The 24,948-nt window shown below is 46.9% G+C and carries 27 protein-coding genes and 2 tRNA genes; 16 read left to right on the forward strand and 13 right to left on the reverse strand.

Going from position 1 to position 24,948, the window contains the following annotated elements:
• Window positions 1–10 precede the first annotated feature (10 nt).
• Window positions 11–685, forward strand: coding sequence for a lipoprotein-releasing ABC transporter ATP-binding protein LolD (lolD, locus tag MBO_RS05245; RefSeq protein WP_036365065.1), 675 nt, complete (start codon window positions 11–13; stop codon window positions 683–685).
• A gap of 56 nt (window positions 686–741) precedes the next feature.
• Here lolD and MBO_RS05250 read toward each other — a convergent pair whose 3' ends face one another.
• A complete protein-coding gene (locus MBO_RS05250; RefSeq protein WP_046697949.1) occupies window positions 742–1,371 on the reverse strand; it encodes a DUF2062 domain-containing protein in 630 nt (209 codons plus the stop codon).
• Between the two features lie 195 nt (window positions 1,372–1,566).
• On the opposite strand from MBO_RS05250, the gene orn reads away from it, so the two are divergent.
• The gene (gene orn, locus MBO_RS05255; protein WP_036365068.1) at window positions 1,567–2,157 is read left to right on the forward strand and encodes an oligoribonuclease; all 591 of its coding nucleotides are present in this window, start codon (window positions 1,567–1,569) and stop codon (window positions 2,155–2,157) included.
• Between the two features lie 46 nt (window positions 2,158–2,203).
• Here orn and MBO_RS05260 read toward each other — a convergent pair whose 3' ends face one another.
• The 3 genes from MBO_RS05260 to MBO_RS05270 form a co-directional block, all read right to left on the reverse strand.
• Window positions 2,204–2,542, reverse strand: a complete 339-nt coding sequence (locus MBO_RS05260) for a DUF3144 domain-containing protein (protein ID WP_036365071.1) — start codon at window positions 2,540–2,542, stop codon at window positions 2,204–2,206.
• Window positions 2,543–2,617: 75 nt separating this feature from the next.
• On the reverse strand, window positions 2,618–3,784 hold the full coding sequence (gene metK, locus MBO_RS05265; RefSeq protein WP_036365074.1) for a methionine adenosyltransferase: 1,167 nt from the start codon (window positions 3,782–3,784) through the stop codon (window positions 2,618–2,620).
• Between the two features lie 261 nt (window positions 3,785–4,045).
• Complete coding sequence (locus MBO_RS05270) at window positions 4,046–5,236, reverse strand: MFS transporter (RefSeq protein WP_036365077.1); 1,191 nt, start codon at window positions 5,234–5,236, stop codon at window positions 4,046–4,048.
• Window positions 5,237–5,429: 193 nt separating this feature from the next.
• Between MBO_RS05270 and MBO_RS05275 the strand changes: the two genes are divergently transcribed.
• The 7 genes from MBO_RS05275 to secB all read left to right on the forward strand — a co-directional run bounded on the left by MBO_RS05275 (window position 5,430) and on the right by secB (window position 9,534).
• Entirely contained in the window at window positions 5,430–6,719 is a 1,290-nt protein-coding gene (locus MBO_RS05275) for an FAD-dependent monooxygenase (RefSeq protein WP_052585321.1), read from the forward strand.
• 76 nt (window positions 6,720–6,795) lie between these two features.
• Window positions 6,796–6,886 (forward strand) — tRNA-Ser (locus tag MBO_RS05280).
• A gap of 39 nt (window positions 6,887–6,925) precedes the next feature.
• A tRNA-Ser gene (locus MBO_RS05285) sits at window positions 6,926–7,016 on the forward strand.
• A 119-nt stretch (window positions 7,017–7,135) separates the two neighbouring features.
• Window positions 7,136–8,215 carry a ribosome small subunit-dependent GTPase A gene (rsgA, locus tag MBO_RS05290; protein ID WP_036365080.1) on the forward strand — a complete coding sequence of 360 codons (1,080 nt, stop codon included), beginning with the start codon at window positions 7,136–7,138 and terminating at the stop codon, window positions 8,213–8,215.
• Between the two features lie 61 nt (window positions 8,216–8,276).
• Window positions 8,277–8,693: a rhodanese-like domain-containing protein gene (locus tag MBO_RS05295; RefSeq protein ID WP_036365083.1), complete on the forward strand. Its 417-nt coding sequence runs from the start codon at window positions 8,277–8,279 to the stop codon at window positions 8,691–8,693.
• A 100-nt stretch (window positions 8,694–8,793) separates the two neighbouring features.
• Window positions 8,794–9,054 carry a glutaredoxin domain-containing protein gene (locus MBO_RS05300; RefSeq protein WP_036365087.1) on the forward strand — a complete coding sequence of 87 codons (261 nt, stop codon included), beginning with the start codon at window positions 8,794–8,796 and terminating at the stop codon, window positions 9,052–9,054.
• A gap of 42 nt (window positions 9,055–9,096) precedes the next feature.
• Complete coding sequence (gene secB, locus MBO_RS05305) at window positions 9,097–9,534, forward strand: protein-export chaperone SecB (RefSeq protein WP_036365091.1); 438 nt, start codon at window positions 9,097–9,099, stop codon at window positions 9,532–9,534.
• 54 nt (window positions 9,535–9,588) lie between these two features.
• On the opposite strand, the gene MBO_RS05310 is transcribed toward secB, so the two are convergent.
• Genes MBO_RS05310 through MBO_RS05320 form a run of 3 tightly spaced genes read right to left on the reverse strand, consistent with a single transcriptional unit; the run spans window position 9,589 to window position 11,818 of the window.
• Window positions 9,589–10,308: a YdcF family protein gene (locus tag MBO_RS05310; RefSeq protein WP_046699774.1), complete on the reverse strand. Its 720-nt coding sequence runs from the start codon at window positions 10,306–10,308 to the stop codon at window positions 9,589–9,591.
• Between the two features lie 6 nt (window positions 10,309–10,314).
• Complete coding sequence (gene murB / locus MBO_RS05315; RefSeq protein ID WP_036365309.1) at window positions 10,315–11,367, reverse strand: UDP-N-acetylmuramate dehydrogenase; 1,053 nt, start codon at window positions 11,365–11,367, stop codon at window positions 10,315–10,317.
• Window positions 11,360–11,818: a low molecular weight protein-tyrosine-phosphatase gene (locus tag MBO_RS05320; protein WP_036365094.1), complete on the reverse strand. Its 459-nt coding sequence runs from the start codon at window positions 11,816–11,818 to the stop codon at window positions 11,360–11,362. Before MBO_RS05320 ends, murB begins: the two co-directional genes overlap by 8 nt.
• 292 nt (window positions 11,819–12,110) lie before the next feature.
• On the opposite strand from MBO_RS05320, the gene MBO_RS05325 reads away from it, so the two are divergent.
• Entirely contained in the window at window positions 12,111–12,347 is a 237-nt protein-coding gene (locus MBO_RS05325) for a hypothetical protein (RefSeq protein ID WP_036365097.1), read from the forward strand.
• A 75-nt stretch (window positions 12,348–12,422) separates the two neighbouring features.
• On the opposite strand, the gene MBO_RS05330 is transcribed toward MBO_RS05325, so the two are convergent.
• The 3 genes from MBO_RS05330 to argS form a co-directional block, all read right to left on the reverse strand.
• The gene (locus MBO_RS05330) at window positions 12,423–12,842 is read right to left on the reverse strand and encodes an RNA-binding S4 domain-containing protein (RefSeq protein ID WP_036365098.1); all 420 of its coding nucleotides are present in this window, start codon (window positions 12,840–12,842) and stop codon (window positions 12,423–12,425) included.
• Window positions 12,839–13,267 (reverse strand): ASCH domain-containing protein, encoded by a 429-nt coding sequence (locus MBO_RS05335; protein WP_197971992.1) that lies wholly within the window; start codon window positions 13,265–13,267, stop codon window positions 12,839–12,841. The genes MBO_RS05330 and MBO_RS05335 overlap by 4 nt, the downstream gene beginning before the upstream one ends.
• 62 nt (window positions 13,268–13,329) lie before the next feature.
• Window positions 13,330–15,069 carry an arginine--tRNA ligase gene (gene argS, locus MBO_RS05340; protein WP_036365102.1) on the reverse strand — a complete coding sequence of 580 codons (1,740 nt, stop codon included), beginning with the start codon at window positions 15,067–15,069 and terminating at the stop codon, window positions 13,330–13,332.
• Window positions 15,070–15,386: 317 nt separating this feature from the next.
• On the opposite strand from argS, the gene pstS reads away from it, so the two are divergent.
• The 6 genes from pstS (at window position 15,387) to phoR (ending at window position 21,476) form a co-directional block, all read left to right on the forward strand.
• Window positions 15,387–16,541: a phosphate ABC transporter substrate-binding protein PstS gene (gene pstS, locus MBO_RS05345; RefSeq protein WP_036365106.1), complete on the forward strand. Its 1,155-nt coding sequence runs from the start codon at window positions 15,387–15,389 to the stop codon at window positions 16,539–16,541.
• Between the two features lie 101 nt (window positions 16,542–16,642).
• Window positions 16,643–17,596: a phosphate ABC transporter permease subunit PstC gene (gene pstC / locus MBO_RS05350; protein ID WP_036365110.1), complete on the forward strand. Its 954-nt coding sequence runs from the start codon at window positions 16,643–16,645 to the stop codon at window positions 17,594–17,596.
• 40 nt (window positions 17,597–17,636) lie between these two features.
• A complete protein-coding gene (gene pstA, locus MBO_RS05355) occupies window positions 17,637–18,557 on the forward strand; it encodes a phosphate ABC transporter permease PstA (RefSeq protein WP_080702200.1) in 921 nt (306 codons plus the stop codon).
• 33 nt (window positions 18,558–18,590) lie between these two features.
• Window positions 18,591–19,385 carry a phosphate ABC transporter ATP-binding protein PstB gene (gene pstB, locus MBO_RS05360; RefSeq protein WP_052585322.1) on the forward strand — a complete coding sequence of 265 codons (795 nt, stop codon included), beginning with the start codon at window positions 18,591–18,593 and terminating at the stop codon, window positions 19,383–19,385.
• Between the two features lie 115 nt (window positions 19,386–19,500).
• Entirely contained in the window at window positions 19,501–20,193 is a 693-nt protein-coding gene (gene phoB, locus MBO_RS05365; RefSeq protein ID WP_036365114.1) for a phosphate regulon transcriptional regulator PhoB, read from the forward strand.
• Window positions 20,193–21,476 (forward strand): phosphate regulon sensor histidine kinase PhoR, encoded by a 1,284-nt coding sequence (gene phoR, locus MBO_RS05370; RefSeq protein WP_036365117.1) that lies wholly within the window; start codon window positions 20,193–20,195, stop codon window positions 21,474–21,476. The genes phoB and phoR overlap by 1 nt, the downstream gene beginning before the upstream one ends.
• Here phoR and MBO_RS05375 read toward each other — a convergent pair.
• From MBO_RS05375 to MBO_RS05385, 3 genes are all read right to left on the reverse strand, one after another.
• Window positions 21,468–22,364, reverse strand: a complete 897-nt coding sequence (locus MBO_RS05375; RefSeq protein ID WP_036365121.1) for a WG repeat-containing protein — start codon at window positions 22,362–22,364, stop codon at window positions 21,468–21,470. The genes phoR and MBO_RS05375 overlap by 9 nt on opposite strands.
• Window positions 22,365–22,490: 126 nt before the next feature.
• Entirely contained in the window at window positions 22,491–24,035 is a 1,545-nt protein-coding gene (ilvA, locus tag MBO_RS05380; protein ID WP_036365124.1) for a threonine ammonia-lyase, biosynthetic, read from the reverse strand.
• Window positions 24,036–24,141: 106 nt separating this feature from the next.
• Window positions 24,142–24,891, reverse strand: a complete 750-nt coding sequence (locus MBO_RS05385) for a YebC/PmpR family DNA-binding transcriptional regulator (protein WP_036365127.1) — start codon at window positions 24,889–24,891, stop codon at window positions 24,142–24,144.
• Window positions 24,892–24,948 lie beyond the last annotated feature (57 nt).

Below are 24,948 nucleotides of genomic sequence, written 5' to 3' on the forward strand. Positions count from 1 at the left end.
GGACGATGAGATGAGTGTAATTTTAGAAGCTAAAAACATCAGCAAGGTCTATGATGAGGGTAAAATCACAACGTCCGTACTGACCGGTCTAGACTTGACGATCAATGCTGGTGAGCGTGTTGCCATCGTGGGTAGTAGTGGTTCGGGCAAAAGTACGCTGCTACACTTGCTTGGCGGGCTTGACATGCCGAACACAGGCGAGGTATGGATTAAAGGGCATTGCTTAAGCAAGCTCAATGAGACTGAGCGTGGTAACTTGCGTAATGAGTATCTTGGTTTTATTTATCAATTCCATCATCTGCTTGCTGAATTTACCGCTACTGAGAATGTCGCAATGCCGCTTCTGATGCGCAAAGACGTCCCCATCAGCGAGGCGAGAGATAAGGCAAACGCTTTGCTTGATAAAGTTGGTCTGTCACATCGAACACATCATCGACCAAGCGAGCTGTCGGGTGGTGAGCGTCAACGTGTGGCGATTGCTCGTGCGCTCGTGACGAATCCTGCACTGATCTTGGCAGATGAACCTACGGGTAATCTGGATGATGATAATGCCCGTGCGGTGTTTGACTTGTTGTCTGAGCTTCAGCACAGCTTTGGAACAGCGCTTCTTATGGTGACTCATGACAGAAGCCTGGCAGCCATGGCGGACAGACAGCTTGAGATGCGAAGCGGTCAATGGGTTTAATTATTACCTGTAATGAAATAAAAAAACGCCGATTAAGGCGTTTTTTATTGAGTCAATCAAATGGAGAAATCTTCTGGATCATTGTCTTTGGCGTCACGTAGTTTATGACCTTTTTGGGTCTCAAAACGCGGTGCGCTAGCATTATAGCCAGGCCGTTTTTGCCAGCTGGCGACGATGCGATATTGTAATACAAAGTTAAATAACAGCCCCATCACGATGCTCGTGACAACGCCACAGACGATAAGCCCTGTGATGAAAGCCTTTAGAGAAAAAAGATGATTGGAGAAAGGGTTAACCCCATGTCCCGTCATCCACAATGAGAAATCTGTAACGATCACGCCAACTGTGCGAATGCCAATCATCGGCTCGCCAATCAAGAATGCACCCACAGAATAAGCCAGCCAAAACACAGGAATGGTGGTTAAGGGATTGGTAATCCAAGTCAGTGCCACAGCCATAGGGATATTTGCACGCAGCAGTAGGGCGCCAGCAATGGCAAGCGGCATCTGACCAGGCAGTGGAAAAAATGCGCATAGCACGCCAATACAAACCGCACGCGTGAGCGCACCGCGATTCATCTGCCAAAGGCGAGGGTCTGCCAAAAACGGCGCAAACCATCCGATAACTCGGCTTTCACGGAGCTTCTCGGGGGTTGGTAGCCATTTTTTTAGTTTCTGCTTGGGCATGTCTGTCCATGGAATGAAAAAAAAGAAATTATATCAAAAAAGCACACCATCATGAAGTGGCTTTTTATGTATATGGTGGCAAATCCCAAAACCGCAATGATTATTTGGCAAAAATATCCATTCTAACTGCAAAGCCTGCCTAAGGTATGATAAAATGCGCTGCATCATTTCACAAAATATCACAAAGAGTCAAAAATGAACGATAAAGTACACATCAAGCATCCCAAGCCCTCCAAAAAACCCACCAAAAAAGCCCTGATTTGGATTGATCTTGAGATGACAGGCTTGGATACTTTGAACGATGAGATCATCGAAATCGCCACCATCGTGACAGATGACAATCTGAACATCTTGGCAGAAGGACCCGTGGTTGCCATTAAGGTGTCCGATGTTGTTCTAAATGGCATGGATGACTGGAATAAGAAGCAACACGGTCAGTCAGGACTGATCGATCGCGTGCGTCGCAGCACGATGACCTTAGAGGATGCCGAGAATGTTACGCTGGAATTCTTGGCGAAGTGGTGTGATGAAGGAGTGTCACCGATGTGTGGTAATTCCATCTGTCAAGACCGTCGTTTCTTGGCGCGTCAGATGCCACGACTTGAGCGTTATTTCCATTATCGCAATCTGGATGTATCGAGTATCAAAGAGCTGTGCTATCGCTGGCGTCCCGATGTAGCAAGTGGCTACCAAAAAGGCGGTGCGCACTTGGCGCTGGATGATATTCGTGATTCGATCCGTGAATTGCGCCATTACCGTGAACACTTTTTTAAATTGCTTGATTAAGCCATATAATTAAAAAACCGCTAATTGACAGCGGTTTTTGTTTTTATTACTTACCAATGTTGGTATATTTATCAAAGTTTTTGATGTAATCATCAAGGTTGTCCGAGAGCATTTGTTCATACTGGGCGGTGTAGAATTTGATGATGTCATCTTTTTCTTTTTCAAAGTCTGCGCCCTTGGTAAAGCCAATCGATGCCACAGAGGCGCTGTAACGGGCTGCAGCATATAGCAAAGATGATCCAACTTGTCCTGCGTGCGACTGTGGCGACAGTTGGCTGTTAGCTAGGTTGATAAAGGCGTCAGCACGTTCATAGAATGCGGTCATTTGTGCGTTGAATTCTTCTGGGCTGATGCTTGGTTTGTTGTCTTGGGTTTGTTCAGTCATGTGAATGTCCAAATATCGTCAAATTTAAATAAAAAAGGGTGTCAAACACCCTTTATATTGCGATGGTGTATAAAATTACAACCCTGCGTCAGCACGCAGTGCATCAGCGCGATCGGTTTTTTCCCAGGTGAACGCATGGTCTGAGCCAGTACGACCAAAATGCCCATAGCTTGCGGTGACTTCATACATAGGCTGTAGCAGATCCAGCATGCGAGTGATGCCATAAGGGCGCAAATCAAAATGCGCACGGATTAAGCGTTTGATCTCGTTATCGCTAATTTTACCTGTGTTAAAGGTGTTCACAGAGATTGAGGTTGGCTCAGCGACACCGATGGCATAAGATACCTGAACCTCACAGCGATCTGCCAAACCTGCCGCGACGATGTTCTTAGCAACATAGCGACCTGCATAGGCGGCGCTGCGATCGACCTTACTTGGGTCTTTACCACTAAAAGCACCGCCGCCATGGCGTGCCATGCCGCCATAAGTATCAACGATGATTTTGCGACCTGTCAGACCAGCATCGCCAACAGGGCCGCCGATGACGAATTTGCCGGTTGGGTTGATGTGATAAAGCGTGTCTTTGTGCAGCAGTTCGCTTGGAATGACAGGCTTGATGATCTCTTCCATGACGGCTTCTTTGAGTGCATCATAGCTGATGTCTGGGTGATGCTGTGTTGATAATACCAATGCATCGACAGCCAGTGGCTTATGATTGGAGTCATAACGTAGGGTAATCTGAGCCTTAGCATCAGGGCGTAGCCAGTCTAATGTACCATCTTTGCGAAGCTGCGCTTGGCGCTCCATCAAGCGATGACTTAGCTGGATTGGCGCTGGCATCAGCACGTCTGTCTCATTGGTGGCATAGCCGAACATCAGACCCTGATCGCCTGCACCTTGGTCTTCTGGGCGTTGTCTGTCCACGCCTTGAGCGATCTCAGGGGATTGCTTGCCAATCATGTTAATAACCGCGCAGCTATTACCATCAAAGCCTAGATCGCTGTGATTGTAGCCAATCTTATTTACGGTGGCGCGTACGATGCTTTCAATGTCGATGTTCGCGTGAGTACTGATCTCACCAGCTAACACCACGGCGCCAGTCTTGGTGAGGGTCTCACAAGCGACACGTGCGTCTTTGTCCTCGGTTAAGATGGCGTCAAGCAATGCGTCGGAGATTTGGTCTGCCATCTTATCAGGATGGCCTTCTGAGACAGATTCGGAGGTAAATACTGAATAATTCATAAAAATAAACTTATAAAGATAAAATTCATGCGAATTCTGGTGGCTTTTCTAGGCTTGACAGAATGGTCGTAATATAGCTTGACTGAACGCATAAAGGATGAGGTGAGTAGGAGGTAGGTAAGCCATGGGACTGATTAAATGCTCAAGAAAGCGAGCTTTATAAATCGCAGGCTGCTACAGATATTTGGCGGAAAATTATACGCTATTTTGGGATGAATTTCCAATGAATATTTTTCATGCTTAGTTGAAAAATATTGATTGTTAGGCTACTCGACTGTTGGCGGATTTTTTCATGAATAATACGACCATCAGTGCAAAGATTTGAACAACAACGATCATTGCCACCGTAAGCCCCCAAGCGCCTTTGGCATAAGCAATCGCACACGCCCATGCGCCGATACTGCCACCGCCGTAGTAGCCCATATAATATAGTCCTGAGGCGAGCGAGCGACCTTCGGTAACATGACTGCCGATGTAGCTGATGGTGGCTGCTTGTGTGATGAACACCCCTGACGACATGATGGTCAGCCCGACAATGATCGGCCATAACGGCGAGCTTAATGTGATAAACAGACCAATCATGGAGCAGATCACCGCGCCGATGATGACATTGGTCATGCCGAACTTGGCGATGAATTTGCCTGACAAAGGAGTGATGATCATGCCGATTAAGTATAAAGAGAAGATATTAGCAAGGTGAGAGGCGTTTAGATGATATGGCTCATCCGCCAAGTGTAGGTTAATAAACGTAAAGCAGCCCACGAGCGAGAACAGGACGCAGCCGCCCAATAGGCAGGCACTCATGACCTGTAGGTTCTTGGTGTGTGATAATAATAAAGCAAGCGAGTGTTTAAAGTTATCGCTTTTGATGAAGTTTTTTGATGATGGTAGGGCTTTGAATGCCCACAACGCCCCGATGAGTGTGCAGACCGCCATGGCGCCATAGCCATAGCGCCAACCAATCAGTTCGTGCAGATGCCCTGCAAAGAACCGCCCGCTAAATCCGCCAAGTACCGTCCCTGCCACATATAGACTCATCATCTGCGCCACATGACTGCTGTACTCTTCACTAACATAGGCGATCAGCACCACCGTAATACCTGGTACAGCCAGCCCCTGCAAGAATCGCCATATTGACAGCTCATCCACCGTACCGCTCAGCCCAATCATGCCGGTCGGTACGGCGAGTAATAACAGCGAACCGACGATGAATATCTTTCGTCCAAAGGCATCGGACAGCATGCCCATGAATGGCGACATCAGCGCGATGGCCATCACTGTCGCCCCAACCGCCACACCAATAGCTACCTCGGATGCGACAAAATCCGCCATCAGTACAGGTAAAATCGCCTGCACCGAATACACCTGCAAAAATGCAAAAAACCCAATCATTGCAACGGTGAATTTCTCAATGAAAGTGGGCTGTCGAGGGGTGGTGGGCTGAGTATTCATCGTGTTCTGGGGTTAAAAGTGGATATTGTAGCATGATTTTTAGGGCTTGCCATGTGCTTTTGGTGTTGACTTGCATCAAATTATTTCCCACCATCAAAAGCTGATTGATGGATTTTAAAATAATCCTTTTGGTGCATCGACTTTAGGATGGACTGTGATAAAATTTAGGCAGTTTCTTTGAGGATGTATAGCAATGAGTGAAACCAATCAAACTTATGATGCCATGAGTAATAATAACTACGTCAATAACCATGTGCTAATCATTGGTGGCGGTCAAGTTGGGCTGTCTTTTGCGCTACTGTTGGCGCATCATGGTATTTATAGTACGCTCATCGAGCAGTTTAAATACCCGACCATCAGCCCGGATGATGATGTTGCTCGTTCTGAATATCTAGACAGTCGCAATACTGCGCTATCAAGACGTACAGTGCAGATTTATACTGAGATAGGGTTGTGGGAGAGCTTGCAGAGCCATGCCTGCCGAATCGATGGCGTGGAGATCAGTGAGCTTGGCAGTTTTGGGCGGGCAAAACTTGATAAGACTGCTGAAGGTGTGGAGAGCTTTGGGCAAGTGATGGAGAATGCTTGGCTGGGTCGTCAGCTGCTGCTGGCGGTGCAGGCGAGCGAATTCATCACGCTCATCGATGGCGCGAGCGTCACTGACATTCGACAAGATGATAAGCTTGCGATGGTTGTGTTTAACCAAGATGGCAAAACCAAAGCGCTTTCTGCGCCCTTGGTCGTGGCGTGCGATGGGCGAGATTCTATCAGTCGTCAGATCCTCAAGGTTGGCGCAGATACACACGACTATGGTCAGGTAGGTATCGTTGGTGTGGTTCAGACTGATAAGCCACATGGTCACATCGGTATTGAGAAATTCTCCGCTGTCGGACCGTTGGCGATACTGCCGCTAACAGATGGACATGGCGATGGCATGGATGGTACAACACAAGGCTATCGCCGTTCGGTTGTCTTCATCTGCAAGGCAGGTGAAGAAGAGCGCTATCTTAACGACGATGCATATTTTATGAATACTTTGCAAGAAGTATTTGGCAGTGACGCGGGTCGCTTCGTGGCAGTGGGGCACCGTGGCGCTTATCCGCTGAGCCGAGTATTGGCGCACAGACAGGTGGTCGGGCGCTGCGTCATCATGGGAAATGCAGCACACACCCTGCATCCTGTAGCAGGTCAAGGCTTTAATCTGTGCCTAAGAGATGTACACGCCTTGGCAAATATGCTTGCGCATGAGAAAAATCGCCATGCGGATTATGATTTTGGTAATTATGCCAATCTTCGTGCTTATGAGCAGGCGCGCCAAAAAGACCAAAAGCGTGTCATCAAGTTCTGTGATATGGTCGTTGATAGCTTTACCCATCCTAATCCTGTGATGAAGCTCATGCGCAATGTGGGTTTGATCGCCTTTGATAAAGTGCCAGGAATCAAGCCTTTGGTGGCGACTTATGCCATGGGATTGAAATCTTAACGGATGCCATAAATTTTTTGTAAAAACTTAAAAAACGCTTGCAATCTTATAAAAAACCGCTATAATACACGCCTACGGAAGCTTGGCAGAGCGGTTGAATGCACCGGTCTTGAAAACCGGCGTGGGTTTGTAGCCCACCGAGAGTTCGAATCTCTCAGCTTCCGCCATTATTCTTGATTTTATCCCTTTATGGGAAATACCGCTTAGGAAGCTTGGCAGAGCGGTTGAATGCACCGGTCTTGAAAACCGGCGTGGGTTTGTAGCCCACCGAGAGTTCGAATCTCTCAGCTTCCGCCATCACATGAAAACCATCTATCTTTTAGATGGTTTTTTTATTGCTTTAAATTGCCATAAAAAATTGTTCAAATGATAAATTTACGTTAGAATGAAAGAATTTATAAGCAAATAAGTCATTTATGTCCTTAATACGCCGCCGTAAACTCACCAAAAATCAAACCCGCCAAATCCAAAAAAACCAAGACACGCTCATCGATGATGGGACTCTCGTGTCGGGAGTGATTGTATCGCATTTTGGTAAGCAGCTTGATGTGCAGATTACTGATCTTCCTGATATTTTACCTGATTTTCCCCAAGATGCTACGCCGAATGCCTTGGAGATTGGCGATGTTTGGCGCTGTCATACGCGCACCAATTTACCGATGATGGCAGCAGGCGACCGTGTGAAATTCAGCGTGGATACGACCGCAGGCATGGGGCGAATCGAGGTGCTGTCTGAACGATGTACGCTCATCACCCGCCCTGATCGATATAATAAAGTTAAGCCCGTGGCAGCTAATGTTGAGACGCTTGCCATTGTATTTGCACCATTGCCTAGGCCTGCGACCAATCTAATCGATCGGTATCTGTTGGTGGCAAGACTAAGCGGTGTCAGACCGCTATTAGTGCTGAATAAGGCAGATCTCATGGATGACTTTGAGGAGATTAGGCAGATTTATCAAGAATATCAAGCGATCGGTGAGCAGTACGACTTTGACGTGGTTCAGACGTCAAGTGTAAGTCATGACGGTCTGGATGAATTAAAGGCTCAGCTGGCAGACAAGCTAACCATCTTCGCAGGACAGTCCGGCGTGGGTAAATCCAGCCTGATCAATCAAATCCTACCCGATGCCAATCAATCCACCAATATCATCTCCATCGGCTCGCAGTTAGGTCAGCACACCACGACGACCAGCCGCCTGCTGCCATTTGATGATGGCGACCTGGAGAAAGGCGGTATCATTGACACGCCCGGCATTCGTGAATATGGCATCTGGCATCTGTCGGCGGATGATATCATGGCAGGCTTTGATGAATTGATCGCTTTAAATGGTTCATGCCAGTTCCGCGACTGTAATCACGTGCCAAATGCCAAAGGCTGTGCGCTCTGGCAGGCGGTGGCTGATGGTGAGATTCTTGGGCGGCGCGTTGAGAGTTTTAATGAGTTGGTGGCAGAAGCCAAAATAGGGGCGTTGTCCGCCAGAAATATGGCAAAATAAGTGCAATTTTATGTACTTATCGGTATAATAGAACTTTTGAGTTTTTAAAATTGGAGCGGACGTGGAACGTTGGTTTACATTCATGGGTAATCACCCGATTTTATTTGGTATTTTGGCGGTACTGATCATCGCGTTTTTTATGGTGGAGGGTAAGCGTAACGGCAGAAAAGTTCCGCCGAGCGAGCTGGGTCTGCTGGTGAATAACCATCGTGCACGCGTGATCGACATTCGTCCTGCCAATAAATTCGCAGCATCACACATCTCAGGTAGCCGAAACATTCCTTTTAATGAATTAAAAAACCACCTAGATGAGCTGCGCGCCATCGAAGAGCCTGTGATTTTTGTGTGCGATATTGGTATGCAATCGGGCGCTGCGGTAAGCCTAGTGGGTAAGCCAAACTTCATGCGACTGTCAGGCGGTATCCAAGGCTATCAGGCGGCAGGGCTTCCATTGGCTGTGGCAAAGGTAAAAAAATAACACTTTGGGCTTGAAAATGTATTTTTTAGCCCAATTGATAAAAATAAGAATTGGTTGTTTTGACCATTTTATCATCCATAACTGTTAATAAGTGAGTCCAATGACACAAGCAATCTTATACATCAAAGAAGAATGCCCATACTGCCGCGCTGCGCTAAAGCTACTTGACGATAAAGGCGTGGATTACGTCTCTACAAGTGTGTACGACATGAGTAGTCAAGAGCGTGCAGAAGTGGCAGCCAAGACGAATAACTATCGCACCGTGCCGCAGATTTTTATCGGCGAGACATTCATCGGTGGCTTTGATCAGCTTAATAAGCTTAATCAAAGCGGTGAACTTGATGCGATGCTAAACAGCTAAGCTTTTTTTATTACTTTAACTAGACAATCATAGGAATTTAACATGACAGAACAAGCACAACCACAGCTAGGTCTTGAGCGTATCTACGTTAAGGACATCTCTTTTGAAGTGCCGACTGCAGACGTATTCACCAAAGAATGGCAGCCAGAGATGGACATCAGCCTAGCAACTGCATCGAACGATCTTGATGAAGATCACAAAGAAATCGTTCTGACAGTTAGTGTTACCGTGAAAAACGGTGGCAGCACAGCATACATCGCAGAAGTGCAGCAGGCGGGTATTTTCTTGCTACGCAACATTCCTGAGGAGGATTTGGCTCACTTGCAGCAAGCCTATTGCCCGAATATCCTATTCCCATATGCCCGTGAAGTGATCGGTGATCTGGTATCTCGTGGCAGCTTCCCTCAGCTACTGCTAGCACCTGTGAACTTCGATCAAGCTTATCTACAAGCTCAAGCAGAAGCAGAAGGTAACACCTAAGCCTCCGCTAGGATGAAAAATAAGCAGTCTTTTGGCTGCTTATTTTTTTGGAAATTAGTTATGTGAGAAGATTGTGGGTTTTCTTCTGGGTGTGCCGATCTCTTCTAGGGTGATCTGATCAGCGGTTCGACAGTTCTCTTGTGGGTGAAAGATATCGCGCGCCAGAGCGGCAATCTCATAAATAGCGCGGCGCGAATGGATGAGATTATTCTTAGGGTCTCGCCATCGTAGCGGCATGAATAGCGGGGCGGGGTGTGGGGTGGTATCGACACCTGCGCGAGCGAATTGGCGTCTGGCACGCGCCATGTGATAGCGGTCAGTGACCAGATAGATGCTTTTTGGAAGCTCGTGATGATCAAGCAGCTTGGCGGTGAAGATGGCATTTTCGCAAGTGTTCATGCTGGCATTATCGCTGGCGATGACGGACTTTCTTAGACTGCTAAGATAGTCGTCAAACCAAGGCGACTCCACGCCACTTGTGATGATGGGCAGCCCTATGTCTTTGTGCAGCTGATAGGTGCTGTTAATGCGAGATTGGCTATAGTGATTTAAAATAATGCGTCCATTGTCTCGCGTCAGACCGCCACCCAGCACTGTGATGGCGATTGGCTCTTTTGGGCTGCTTAGTGTTACCCTACTAAAGGCATCTAAAAAAAATACACTAACATTGGCAAAAATTGGTGTAAATGGCAATGCAGCGACAATCAGTGCTGTCATTATCAAGTACAACACCATTCGCCATAGCTGGGTGAGAAATCTTCGCCAAGATTGCATGATAGCCTACTTTACCCACACAGGTTCGCGAACCAAAGTAACACCAAATTTGTCCTGCACGGTGCGCACGATAAAATCCTGAGTGGTGCGGATGTCATCCTGTGTGGCAGTATAAGGCGCATGATTGGTTAGTACGAGAGCTTGTTTTTGGTGTGTTAGGATGGGGGCGATGCCTTTGCCTTTTAATCCAGCTTTATCAATCAGCCAGCCTGCTGGCACTTTGATGACTTGATCGTCAATCGGATAGCTTGGTAGGTCGAGAAATTCAGCTTTTAGGACATTGAATTGCGCTATCGGGATGATAGGGTTTTGAAAGAATGAGCCGCAATTTGCGAGAACAGCAGGGCTGGGCAGTTTACTCTCTCGGATGGCAACCACTGCATGAAAGACATCGATAGGATGCGGTAGGTCTCGACCGTTTTTAGTGGCGAAATACTGCGCCATGACGGACAGATCACCATAGTTGGTTAGAGTTTTGCACTCGTCTTTATGAAGCTTAAATATCACATGACTGATAAGATAACGACCTTCGTTGTCCTTAAAAAAACTGTGTCGATAATCAAACTGACAAGCATCCGCCTCAAACTCATGTCTTTGACCATCAGTCAAATCATAAGCGATGACTTTAGTAATAAAATCACAGACTTGCACGCCATAAGCGCCGATATTCTGCACAGGACAAGCACCCACCAGCCCTGGGATGAGTGCCAGATTCTCAAGTCCGTAATAGCCTTTATCTAAGCAGACTTGTATGAATTCGTGCCAATTCTCACCACAGGCGACCTCTAATGTGACGCTATCGGCGTTATCATCAAGGACTTTAATGTCTTTTATTCTAGGTAGCAGTACGAGCGCATTTAGCTCATTTGGCAAGATGACATTACTGCCAAATGACAGCACAAATAAGGGTAGGCTGTACTGCGCCGCAAAATCAATGGCATGACGTATGTCGTCAGCCAGTGTGTCACTACTATCTAGAATCATCGCATGGCGCGCGGTACAAGACAGCGCCATGGTGTTGTTGTGCGATAGGTCGTAATGATTGAGAATGTCAGCCATGATGATCGCCATCTCTCCATGTATCAATCCAGCGTCTGCTTGCCTGCTCAATATGCTCAAACATCGCATCAAAATCGCTCACGTCGCCATAATAAGGATCAGCGACTGCCTTATCATCTAACATCATGACTTTGGCGGTGGCATCGCTGGGTGCGATTTTAAGGAGATTGGTCAGATTACTCTCATCCATCGTAAAGATTACATCAAAATCATAAAAATCCTGCGCTGTAACTTGGCGGGCGCGCAGCATGGATAGATCGTAGTTTAAATTTTTACCCACTTGGATGGCCCTGGGATCAGGAGGATGACCAATGTGGTAGCTTGCTGTGCCTGCAGAATCAAAGCGAATGTCTAGCCTAGCATCGCGTGCAATGTGTGTCATCACCGCTTCAGCAGAAGGGCTTCGGCAGATGTTGCCAAGGCAGACAAAAAGGATGGAGGTTGGCTGCATAATTATTCGAATTCTTCGGTGTTAAATTGACCCATTTTAACATAAATTGCACTGAGAATGAGTGTGATTATCTGGACTATTTTTGGTGATGTCGTAAGATTTTAGCAATAATCTTCACCAAATGTACGACAAATAATCCCATAAAATATACTTAAGATGACTGTTAAGACAACTAATTTTCTTGGAATTTCATCAAAATTAGCCAAAGAGTGCATTTGTATTTCTTTTGAATTTAACTACCTAAAGGTAGCAACAACAAGGCAGATGATACCAAGCATTAAGAGAGAATCTTATGAATCGTAAATCATTAACAACTGCTGCATTGAGTGCAACTGTACTATTAACTGCTTGCGCAAGCGGTCCTTATGCCAACGACCCACAAGCACGCAACTCTGTTGTTGCCAGCACAATGGCAGGCGCAGCTATCAGCGCATTAAGCCTGAGCGATGGCGATCGTAAAGACATCGGTAAAGGTGCTGTGGTTGGCGCAGTGGTTGGCGCTGGTACAGGGTACGTTCTGGCTAAATAATCTAAAAGCTAGAAACAAAAAACACCCTATTTATGCACGGTGTTCTTTGTTTTGGTATATTCAAATATGTTTAAATTACCAATTATTTTTAAATTTCTCAATGTCCCGACGTTGTTTTTTGTCGGGTTTGGTAGATGGTCTGGCAAGGTTTTGTAATTTGCGTTGCTCGGCAAAAAACTCTCGGGTAGCAATGCTCTCATCTGTCTCATCATACAGCGTTTGGGCGATGGTGGCACTGCCCCGATTGTCGGATAAGGCTTTGATAATGATGGTTTTTTGTTCTTGGACGCTGGCATGACCTTGGCGAATGGTTAGGGTGTCACCCACTTGTAGCTCTTTGCTTGTTTTGATTTTTAGACCATTCATGTGGACTTTTCCGCCTTCTATCGCTTCTTTGGCAAGGGTGCGAGTGCGAAAAAATCGTGCTGCCCACAGCCATTTGTCGGCACGGACTTTATTTAGGGTTTGGGGTTCTTTGTTGGTTTGGTTTTTCATGGGGTGTCCAGTATTTTTATAACATCAAAGGTTTCAAACAACAACCACATTTTATCATCAAATATCCCAAACCGCTCAAAAAATTCTTGATGAGCCGTTCGCCAAAAATCAAGCGACAAATCGCCTTCGCCTTCTTGACGTGCCAACTTTTCATCAACATCACAAAAGCGAATGATGAACTGGGCGGTGTTTTGGATAACACAGCGTGGGCGGTTTTGTCCGTCTGCGATGACTTGTAGGCTACCAACGGGATAAGCTGGCTTGTCCAAATGCCAATGTAGGGCGGTGCAAGTGGCTCGCTTTTTGCCGTCTATGACAAGCCCTACAAGTTCGTCTGCCATTTGGGGGCTGTCGCCAAATGACCAATGGGGCAGGGTGGTAATGTTTAAATTGTCGGTGCTCATATTGCCAAATTTGTCAAACATAAGTATTTCCAATTTAAAAAATTGCCATTAGGACAACCCAATGGCAATCTTGAATTTGTCAATTACATCTTCTCAACCGTCTTAATACCGAGTAAATCCAACCCCGTTTTTAAGGTCTTAGCGGTCAAATCTGCCAATTGCAGACGGCTGTTTTTGGTGTCGTCATCTGCCGACAATATTGGGCAGGCTTCATAAAACGATGAAAAAATCCCAGCCAATTCATACAAATAGCCACACAACACATGGGGCGTACCGTCTTTGGCGACTTGGCGTAGGGCTTCTTCAAATTGTAGCAATTTGACCGCCAATGCTCGCTCTTTGTCGTCCGTGATGACAATCTCGCCTGTTAGCGTGTCAGAATTTACCCCTGCTTTGGCAAAAATAGAACGCACACGAGTATAGGCGTACTGCATATAAGGGGCGGTGTTGCCTTCAAAGTTTAACATACTGTCCCAGTCAAACACATAATCGGTCGTGCGGTGCTTGGATAGGTCGGCATATTTGACCGCCCCAATGGCAACCGCATCAATGAGTGCCGTCCGCTCACCGGCCGTTACGTCTGGGTTTTTGCTTTCTATCAAGACGGTGGCACGGGCAACCGCTTCATCAAGCAGGTCAGCAAGTTTGACTGTACCGCCTGTGCGAGTTTTGAAAGGTTTGCCGTCTTTGCCAAGCATCATGCCAAAATTGTGATGTTCTAATTTAAAGTTATCAGGCACAAATCCGCCAAGCCTTGCAATCGCCCACGCCTGTGCCATGTGTTGGGCTTGACGAGTGTCAGAATAGACAATGGCACGGTCAGCGTGCAAGGTGTGATAGCGATAGCTTGCGGCGGCGATGTCGGTGGTGGTGTACAAAAATCCGCCGTCTTTTTTCTGAATGATGATACCAAGTGGCTCGCCTTCTTTGTTTTTAAATTCAGGCAGATATACCACAGTCGCCCCGTCATCTTCTACCGCTATGCCTTTGTCTTTTAGGGTTTTGACGATGTCAGGGAGCATGGGGTTGTATAGACTCTCGCCCATGATGTCTTTATCGGTTAGGGTTACGTTTAGGCGTTCGTAACTGGCTTGGTTTTGGCTCATGGTGATGGCAACGAGTTTTTGCCACATGGCAAGGCAATATTCATCGCCACTTTGGAGTTTGACCACATAGCCACGAGCTTTTTCGGCAAAGGCTTCATCGTTATCATAAGTTGCTTTGGCATCACGGTAAAAGGCTTCTAGGTCGGATAATTCCATATCGGACGCATTTTCATTTTGCATTTTTTCAAGGTAGGCGATGAGCATACCAAACTGCGTCCCCCAGTCGCCCACATGGTTGGCACGAATGACGGTGTCGCCCAAAAATTCAAGCACACGCACCGAGCTGTCGCCAATAATGGTAGAACGCAAATGTCCAACGTGCATTTCTTTGGCAACGTTTGGCGATGAGTAGTCAATGACAACCGTCTCAGTGTGGTCGGACGTAATGCCCAAGCGGTCGGACGTGCGAGCGGTGTGGGCGGACTTGGCAAGAAATTCTTTGTCAAGAAAGATGTTGATAAAGCCCGGCCCTGCGATTTCTAATTTGTCGGCAATGCCGTCCAAGGCTTGGCTATTTGCCAGTTCATCAAGCACTTTTTGGGCAAATTCTCGTGGGTTTGTGCCAAGCTTTTTGGCGACGCTCATCACGCCATTGGCTTGGTAATCGCCAAACTGGGGCTTGCCTGATTGCTTGATGACAGGGTCGGTGTCTTTGTCCGCCCCTGCGTTTATCATGGCGGTTTGTAGGTGGGTGTGAAGTAGGGATTGGATAGTCATGAGGGCTCTTACGAATGAATAAAATTAAACCGATTATTATACTAAAAATTTAGCGATTTGGGGGAAATCATCGATGAAAACAATCACAGGGTTTTTACCATGATGGTAAAAGTAAGATAAATTGGCTTGGTCGAAGAAGATAGGGAATTTTTCGGGTATTTGAACCGAATTTACCAAAAAACAACATTGTCATACAAAAACTAAAAAATAAATTACTTGTCATATAACTGTCATTTTTGGTTGTTAAACTTAGCACCAGTAAGTTAGTGGCATCTCCTTTACACCCATGACGGGACAACTTTTCACAAGGTAATAATATGAAAGCAAACAAGTTCATCATCTCAGCACTATGCCTATCACTAGGCGCGATGACTCTAGCAGGTTGCCAAGATAAAGCAGCACCAGCAAAAGAAGGCGCAGAGCAAGCACCAGCGGCCGCAGCACCACAAGAAAACGCTACCGCTCCTGCAGCTGCAATTGATAAAGTTGCAATGAACGTAACAGGTGCAGGCGCATCATTCCCACAACCTATCTATGTACAATGGGCGCAAGGCTTCCTAGAAAAAGCAGGCGGTCAGGTTAACTATCAATCAATCGGTTCATCTGGCGGCGTGAAGCAGATCGTGGCTAAGACGGTTGATTTTGGTGCGACCGACTCGCCAATGAGCTCAGAAGAGCTTGATAAAGAAGGCTTGGTGCAGTTTCCAACTGTGATCGGTGGTGTTGTGCCAATCGTGAACATCGAAGGCATTGAAGCTGGCGCATTAAAGCTAACTGGCGACGTTCTGGCTCAAATCTATCTAGGCGACATCACTAAGTGGAACGACCCAAAAATCGCTGAGCTAAACCCAGACCTAACCCTACCTGATGAGAACATCGTGACCGTATTCCGTTCTGACGGTTCGGGCACAAGCTTCATCTTCACCAACTACCTAAGCCAAGTATCTACCAAGTGGAAAGACACTGTAGGCGCAGACAAGACAGTTAAGTGGCCAACCGCTCAAACTGGCACAGCAGGTAAAGGCAACGAAGGCGTGGCAACGTATGTAGGTCGTGTGAAGAACTCGATCGGCTATGTTGAATATGCATACGCAAAACAAAACAACATGGCGCATACCCAGCTTCAAAACGCAGCGGGTCAATTCGTTCAGCCATCACAAGAGACATTCGCGGCAGCAGCAGATGTTGATTGGTCAAACACCAAGGGCTTTAACCTAGTTCTAACCAACCAACCAAGCGACAACGCATGGCCACTGGCGTCAGCAACTTTCATCCTAGTTCACAAGAACCCAGCTAACCTAGACAACACCAAAGCCGCTCTGACTTTCTTTGATTGGGCATTTAAAGAAGGTGACGACATGGCAAAAGGTCTTGACTATGTGCCACTACCAGCGAACGTAAAAGATCTAGTTCGTAAAGAGTGGGAGCAAGTGGTTGGTCAAGATGGTAAACCACTATACGTAGTCAACTAAGCCTAAACAAGAAAAAACCATCGCTATGGTGGTTTTTTCTTTTATTTATGATTTTTCATTGAATATTGTGATGTACCTAAGCGTGATTGGAGACGCTTTTCATGGATAATGTCCTTGCCAAAAAATTAAAACGCGAGCAGCTGTACGATAAGGTATTTGTCGGCACGACTCGACTTTTCGCCACATTGGTTCTGCTTATTTTGGGTGGTATTTTGGTATCGCTCATCTACGGTGCTTGGCCCAGCATCCAAAAGTTCGGCTTTGACTTCTTAACGTCGAGCAACTGGGATGTTGTCGCTGGTGAATATGGCGCATTGGCACCGATTTATGGCACGATCTTGACATCCATCATCGCGCTGGGTATCGCCACACCTGTAAGCTTCGGTATTGCCATTTTCTTAACCGAGCTTTGCCCAAAATTCCTAAAAAAACCCCTAGGCATCTGTATTGAGCTACTGGCAGGTATTCCTTCGATTATTTATGGTATGTGGGGTCTATTCGTGTTCGCGCCGATCTTTGCAGACTATGTGCAGCCTGCACTTGCCAAGACCATCGGTCAGATTCCTGTACTTGATAAGTTCTTCTTGGGCGTACCGATGGGTATTGGTATCTTGGCAGCAGGTTTGATTTTGGCAATCATGATTATTCCATTCATCGCATCTGTCATGCGAGATGTCTTTGAGGTGACACCGCCCATGCTAAAAGAGTCTGCCTATGGATTGGGTGCAACCCGCTGGGAAGTGATCCGCAGTGTGGTACTGCCTTATACCAAGTCAGGTGTTGTCGGCGGCATCATTCTGGGTCTTGGACGTGCGCTGGGCGAGACGATGGCGGTGACATTCATCATCGGTAACACCTTCAACCTAAGCCTGGATTTGTTCGGCTCTGGCGTATCGATTACCTCAGCACTTGCCAACGAATTCGCCGAAGCGATCGACCCAATGCACGTATCATCGCTGCTGTTCTTAGGCTTGATCCTGTTCATCATTACATTCATCGTGCTGTGTATCTCAAAGCTTATGCTCATGAGAATGACCAAGAACGAAGGCCGATAAGCCAATCAAACCGTCAAATTGTAAATAAAAGGAAAAACCCATGCAAATCGAAGTCGCCAATAAACCAAAAGTTAACGTACCACGTCTAGATACACCACTGTTTCCTTCGGTGAATAAGACATCGGACAATGCCATCTACACACGCCGCCGCCTGATCAATAAAGGCTCGCTCTTATTCGCTTATGTGGCGATGGCGTTTGGCTTGTTCTGGCTTGGTTGGATTTTTTATACGCTATTTTATGAGGGTATCGCCGGGCTTGGTGCGCATGTATTTAGCCTAGATACACCACCACCGGGCATGCAGGGCGGTCTGCGTAACGCCATCATCGGTAGTCTTATGATTACTGCCAGCGGTCTGCTTATCGGTACGCCGATTGGGATTTTGTGTGGTATTTATTTGGCAGAATTTGGACGTAATAGCAAGCTGGCTGCTGCCACACGCTTTATGAATGACGTGCTACTGTCCGCACCATCCATCGTGATCGGTCTATTTATCTATGGCCTCATCGTCGTGCCACAGGGTCGGTTCTCAGGTTTTGCAGGTTCTTTGGCATTATCACTGCTGGTGATTCCTGTTGTGGTGCGTACCACAGAGAACATGCTACGCCTTGTCCCGAATGCGCTTCGTGAAGCTGCCTTTGCACTAGGCACACCTAAATATAAGCTGGTCAGCATGGTTACTCTAAAAGCCGCCAAAGCAGGTGTGATGACCGGTGTGCTGCTTAGCCTTGCGCGTATCTCAGGTGAGACTGCACCGCTACTGTTCACAGCCTTGAATAACCAATTCTTCAGCACTGATATGTCATCACCGATGGCGAATTTGCCGAACGTGATTTATCAATTCGCCATGAGTCCTTATGCTGACTGGCACGCTCTGGCATGGACAGCGGCACTACTGATCGCATTGTCTGTATTGACGACGAACATCATCGCACGTGTCATGCAGTCTAAGTCACACTAATTTAAACCATTGTATTGAATTTTGAGAATAATCATGAACCTACCAACTTCTAATATCATCGCGCCATCAGTCCAAGCACCAAAGATCAGCGTGAAGGATTTTAACTTCTACTATGGCAAATTCCACGCGCTAAAGAACATCAACCTAGACATCCCTGCACATCAAGTAACAGCATTCATCGGTCCATCAGGCTGTGGTAAATCAACACTACTTCGTAGCTTCAACCGCATGTACGACCTGTATAATGAAAGCCACACCACAGGTAAGATTCTGCTTGATGGCAATGACATTTTGGGTGCTGATGTGGATGTGAACCTGCTGCGCGCCAAGGTAGGCATGGTGTTCCAAAAACCCACGCCATTCCCGATGTCAATCTATGACAATGTTGCTTTTGGGGTGAAATTATACGAAAAGCTAAGCAAAGCCGACATGGATGAGCGTGTTGAATGGGCGCTAAAAAAAGCCGCGCTATGGGCAGAAGTTAAGGACAAGCTAAAGCAGTCTGGCAACTCTCTGTCAGGTGGTCAGCAGCAGCGTCTATGCATCGCGCGTGCAGCAGCCTGCCGCCCTGAGGTGCTACTGCTTGATGAGCCAACATCTGCACTAGACCCGATCTCGACAGGATTCATCGAAGAGCTGATCGGCGAGCTAAAGCATGACTATACCATCGCCATCGTCACCCATAACATGCAACAGGCGGCTCGTGTGTCTGATCAGACTGCATACATGTATCTGGGCGAGTTGATCGAGATCGGTGAGACGAACATGATGTTCACTCAGCCAAAAGTGCAGGCGACCCATGATTACATCACGGGTAAATTCGGCTAATACGCTCAAATTTTTTTGTTTCACATTTTGAGAAATTAATGGTACATTTGAGCTATTGAATGTACCATTTTTTCCAGAATTTTTTAGCATTGATATCAAGAAAAAAGGATATGTCATGCCAAGCATACTTGTCGTAGAAGATGAACTGTCTATCCAAAGACTGATTGAATTTGGTTTACAGCAGGCGGGATTTGAGGTGAATTTGGTCGAAAGTGCCGAAGATGCTAAGGCGGTCATTGATGATCGGCTTCCTGATGTGGTTCTGCTTGATTGGATGCTGCCGAAGATGTCTGGCGTGGACTTCGCCAAAGAGCTACGCATGAACGAGCGCACCAAGGATCTGCCCATCATCATGCTGACCGCGCGCGGCGAAGAGGCTGATAAGGAGCTTGGGCTTAATTTGGGTGCAGATGACTATGTTACTAAGCCATTTAGCCCACGAGAGCTGGTGGCGCGCATCAAGGCGCTACTGCGTCGCCGTGCACCGCAAAAGACAGACGACATCGTACAGGTTGGCAGATTGACCCTAAGCCCGCAGGAGCATCAAGTGAAAGTCGATGGCAAGGCGATTCATTTTGGTCCGACTGAGTTTAAACTCTTGCATTTCTTCATGACCCACACAGATCGCATCTATAGCCGCGGTGAGTTATTGGACTTGGTATGGGGCGATCATGTATTCATCGAAGAGCGTACGGTGGATGTGCACATTCGCAGGCTAAGACGCGAGCTTGAAGAGGTGGGGGTGGCACATTATATCCAAACGGTACGTGGCGTGGGTTATAGCTTTAATGACAAAGGTCAGGCCTGATGGTGCAGATGTTGGCGGTATTGGCACTTGCGCTGTTGTGCGGTGTGTTTGGCTTTTATGTGGTTGGTAATTATGCTGGGTTTATCTTTGCGATCATAGTGCTGGCAGCATGGGGCGTGTACCACAGCATTCATCTGCATCGATTGACTAAATGGCTCGACAACAGACGTCAAGCGATGCCAGAGGCGATCGGGTCGGGAGGCGGGCAGGGTGGTGTCTGGCAGGGCGTTTTTGACAAATTGTCCATCGAAGAGCGCAGCCGAACCAAGCGCAAACAACGACTAACAGATGCCATCCACCGCCTAAATCGTATGATGGCAGCCATTCCAAGCGCCGTACTCATCGTCAACGAGAAAGGCGGCATCGAATGGAAAAACGCCCGCGCTGATGAATATCTAGGGCTAAAGCCATCCAAGCTTTCATTAAAAGAACAGATTGATCATGAAGAATTTTCGTTATTTTTGGACAAAGCGATCGCACAAGGGGGGAGTGTGGACGACAAACTGACTTTGAATCAAAAAACCCTACTGATGAATTTGATTCCCATCGAGGCGAACGCCAACATGCTCATCGCGCATGATATCAGTGCCAGCGAGCAGCTCAATATCTCAAAAAATACTTTCATCGCTAACGTCTCACACGAGCTTAGAACGCCATTGACCGTCATTCAAGGCTTTCTTGAGACCTTGGCGGATAACGACCTTGATAAGCCGTTGCAGCGTGAGTTTATTGGACTGATGCAAAAAGAAAGCTCAAGAATGCTTGATTTGATCGAAGGTTTGCTTACTTTATCCCGCCTAGAGAACGACCAAAAAAGCCTAGAGCACGCCGAACCCATCAATCTATCCGAGCTGATCGAAGGCATCTGCCAAGACGCCAAAGCACTCAGCAGCAGCCATCACATCACCAGCGATATCGCGCCTGACGTGTGGGTATCAGGGGTGTACAAAGAGCTGTATAGTGTGTTTAGTAACCTTGTGTTCAATGCCATTCGCCACACTGACAACGGCACTGATGTCCATGTTCATTTGTCCGTGGGCGATGAGATTGAGTTTTTTGTGCAGGATAATGGCGAAGGGATTGATGCTGAGCATTTGGGACACTTAACCGAGCGATTCTATCGCGTGGATAAGGGCAGAAGTCGCAAGACGGGCGGTAGTGGGCTTGGGCTTGCCATTGCCAAACACGCCCTAGCACGTCATCAGGCGAGCCTAACCATTCAAAGCGAAGTGGGCGTGGGGAGCGTGTTTGGGGTAAAAATGCCAAAATCCGAGTCAGTCTAGGCGTTTGCCTGTTTCGTCTATATAAAATTCTTCGCCGTTTAGTTGCACTTTGGCTTTACCATTTTCAAAATACCCAGCATCATTATATTGAACAGGGATAACTACTTTACCTGTTTTATCAATAAAGCCCCATTTGCCGTTTTGTTTTACTTGTGCCAAGCCTTCTGAAAAATACCCAACATGGCCATATTGAACAGGGATAACCACTTTACCTGTTTTGTCAATATATCCCCACTTGCCGTTTTGGTTGACTTGTGCCAAGCCCTCTAAAAAAAACCAAGTTTCATCATATTGAACAGGGATAACCACTTTACCTGTTTTATCAATAAAGCCCCATTTGCCGTTTTGTTTTACTTGTGCCAAGCCTTCTGAAAAATACCCAACATAATCATATTGAAAAGGGATAACCACTTTACCTGTTTTGTCAATATATCCCCACTTGCCGTTTTGGTTGACTGTTGCCAAGCCTTCTAAAAAGCTCCCAACACCATCATATTGAACAGGGATAACTACTTTGCCTGTTTTATCAATAAGCCCCCATTTGCCGTTTTGTTCTACTTTTGCCAAGCCCTCTGAAAAGTCATAAGCATAATCATATTGAACAGGGATAACCACTTTACCTGTGTTATCAATAAAACCGTATTTGTCGTTTTGTTTGACTTTTGCCAAGCCTTCTAAAAAGCTCCAAGCATCATCATATTGAACAGGAACAACCACTTTACCTGTTTTATCAATAAAACCATATTTGCCGTTTCGTTTTACGGGTGCTAAGTCTTCTTTAAGGCAGTAAACTTCATCATATCCCGTTACCTGCGGTTTTTCACACGCTAAGGCAGATACTGATGATAAGGCTAGGGCGATGATAAGGGGTTTGGATAATGATTTCATAAATTTTCCCTTGGGTTGGGTGTTTGGTTTATTTTACAAAAATTCTTTGTAAGAATAAACTTTTTGACTGTTATGGATAATAAGAAACACGGCAACTAATTACCGTGTTACCGTGTTTTTTTGGGTTTATTTTAAAAACACCCCATAGCCAACATTATCCGTCAAATCTTCGCATTCATAGCCAATCTCGGTAAGTGCGTCCACGATTTGCCGACCGCTTGTGGGCGTGGCTTGTAGCCCCACCAAAATCCGCCCTTCCGCCGCTCCGTGATTGCGATAGTGGAATAAGGTTACGTTAAAATCCTGCCCCAATTTTTCAAGGAAATTTAACAACGCCCCTGGACGCTCGGGGAACATGACACGAAACAGACGTTCATCGGTCAGTCGCCCATGCCCGCCAATCAAATAGCGGATATGCGTTTTGGCAACTTCATCATCGGTTAGGTCATGAGCTTCGTATCCGCCCATATCTAGCATATCGACAATCGTGGCGCGCTCTTTTTGACCGTCTTTTAAGCCAATGCCGACAAACACCTGGGCGACATTGGGGCTGGTGGCATCTAGGCGATAGTTAAATTCGGTGATGTTTCGCCCCTGCAAACAGCGACAAAAATCCAAAAACGCCCCTGCCTGTTCGGGCAATTTTACCGTAAAAATCGCTTCTTTGTTCTCGCCAATCTCGGTGCGTTCGGCAATATAACGCAAGCGGTCAAAGTTCATATTCGCCCCTGAGACGATTGCCACGCAGTTCTTGCCAGTCAAGTCATGCTCTTTGATGTATTTTTTTAGCCCTGCCAACGCCAAAGCCCCAGACGGCTCAACGATGTGGCGGTTTTCTTCAAAGATGTCTTTCACGCTGGCACAAATTTCATCGTTATTGCACGTTATCACGTCATCGATGACCTTGCCTTGACCGTTTGATTTGGTTAGATTGGCGATGTCAAAAGGAATTTGTCCGATTTGAGCGACCGCCACCCCGTCTGCAAATAGGCTTACCTGTGGTAAGCGAGTGCGTTTGCCGTCCGCTAAGGCGACTTTTAGGCACGCCGCCCCTTCGGATTCCACCGCAATGATCTTGACGTGCGGGGCAGCTTCGCCTAAAAATGCCGACACGCCTGCCACCAAGCCACCACCGCCCACAGGCACAAAGACGTATTCCATGTCTCGCCAGTCTTGCGACAGCTCTAACGCCACCGTGCCTTGCCCTGCAATCACCAGCTCATCATCATAAGGGGCAATGTAGGTCATGCCGTCTGTCGTTGCCTTGTCTATGGCGAAGCGGTTGGCTTCATCAAAGCTGTCGCCATGCAAATGCACCGTGCCACCAAAGGCTTTAACGGCTTGCACCTTGATGTCGGGCGTGGTTTTTGGCATGACGATTAGGTTATTAAGTTTTAGGCGGTTTGCCGAGTAGGCAACCCCTTGGGCGTGGTTGCCAGCGGACGCACAGATGATGCCCTTGGCTTTTTGTTCGTCTGATAATTGGCTGATTTTATTGTATGCCCCACGCAGTTTAAAGCTAAACACAGGCTGTAAGTCTTCGCGTTTTAGGCGAATGTCGTTGTCAAAGCGTGCGGATAATTTGTCCGCCTGTTCAAGCGGGGTGCGAATGGCAACGTCATAGACGGTGGCGGTGATGATAGAACGGACGTAGTTAGATAGGGTGGTCATGAGTTTTCCTTGTCATAACGAATTTTTATAAAAATCATCAATGTAAAATCGCCCAAATCTGCATAAGCGGACTTGGGCGATGTTTTATGGGCAAGAATTTTCGTGATTAAGCATCAAGCTGTGCCATGACGTCATCGCTAAAATTGACGTTGGTATAGACTTCTTGCACATCGTCTAAATCTTCTAGCATATCGATCATTTTTAGCACTTTTTGAGCGTCGTCGATGTTGTCGATATCAGCGGTGGTGCTTGGTGACATGGTAACTTCCATACTGTCAGCTTTTAGATCGGCTGCCAGTAAGGCATCCACCACAGCGCCGAAGTCATTAGGCTCTGTGATGACAAGCAGGCTTTCACCGTCATTCTCGATGTCGCTTGCGCCTGCTTCTAGGGCGACCTCCATGACCTTATCTTCTAATGATACATCACCAAAGACAATCTCGCCACGCTTAGAGAAAAGATACGCCACTGAGCCTGATGTGCCTAGGTTGCCACCGTGTTTGCTAAACGCATGGCGAACTTCGCCCACCGTACGGTTTACGTTGTCGGTCATGGTCTCAACGATGACTGCCACACCGCCCACGCCATAGCCCTCATAGGTAATCTCTTGGACGTTGTCGCCTTCTCCGCCGCCTTGACCGCGCTCAATCGCACGCTTAATCACGTCTTTGGTCATGTTGGCGGCGTTGGCTTTTTCTAGCACGGCACGCAGGCGTGGGTTGTTGGCAGGGTCTGGGTCGCCACCTTTACTGGCAGATACGATTTCACGAATGATTTTGGTAAAGATTTTGCCTTTTGCGGCGTCTTGTTTAGCTTTACGATGTTTGATGTTTGCCCATTTACTATGACCTGCCATAGAATGCACCTTTTAAATGAAAATAATAAAATAGGTTATTATACAAGGTTTGGGCGA

Source organism: Moraxella bovoculi 237 (genome assembly GCF_000696305.2).
In the GTDB taxonomy this organism is placed as follows: domain Bacteria; phylum Pseudomonadota; class Gammaproteobacteria; order Pseudomonadales; family Moraxellaceae; genus Moraxella; species Moraxella bovoculi.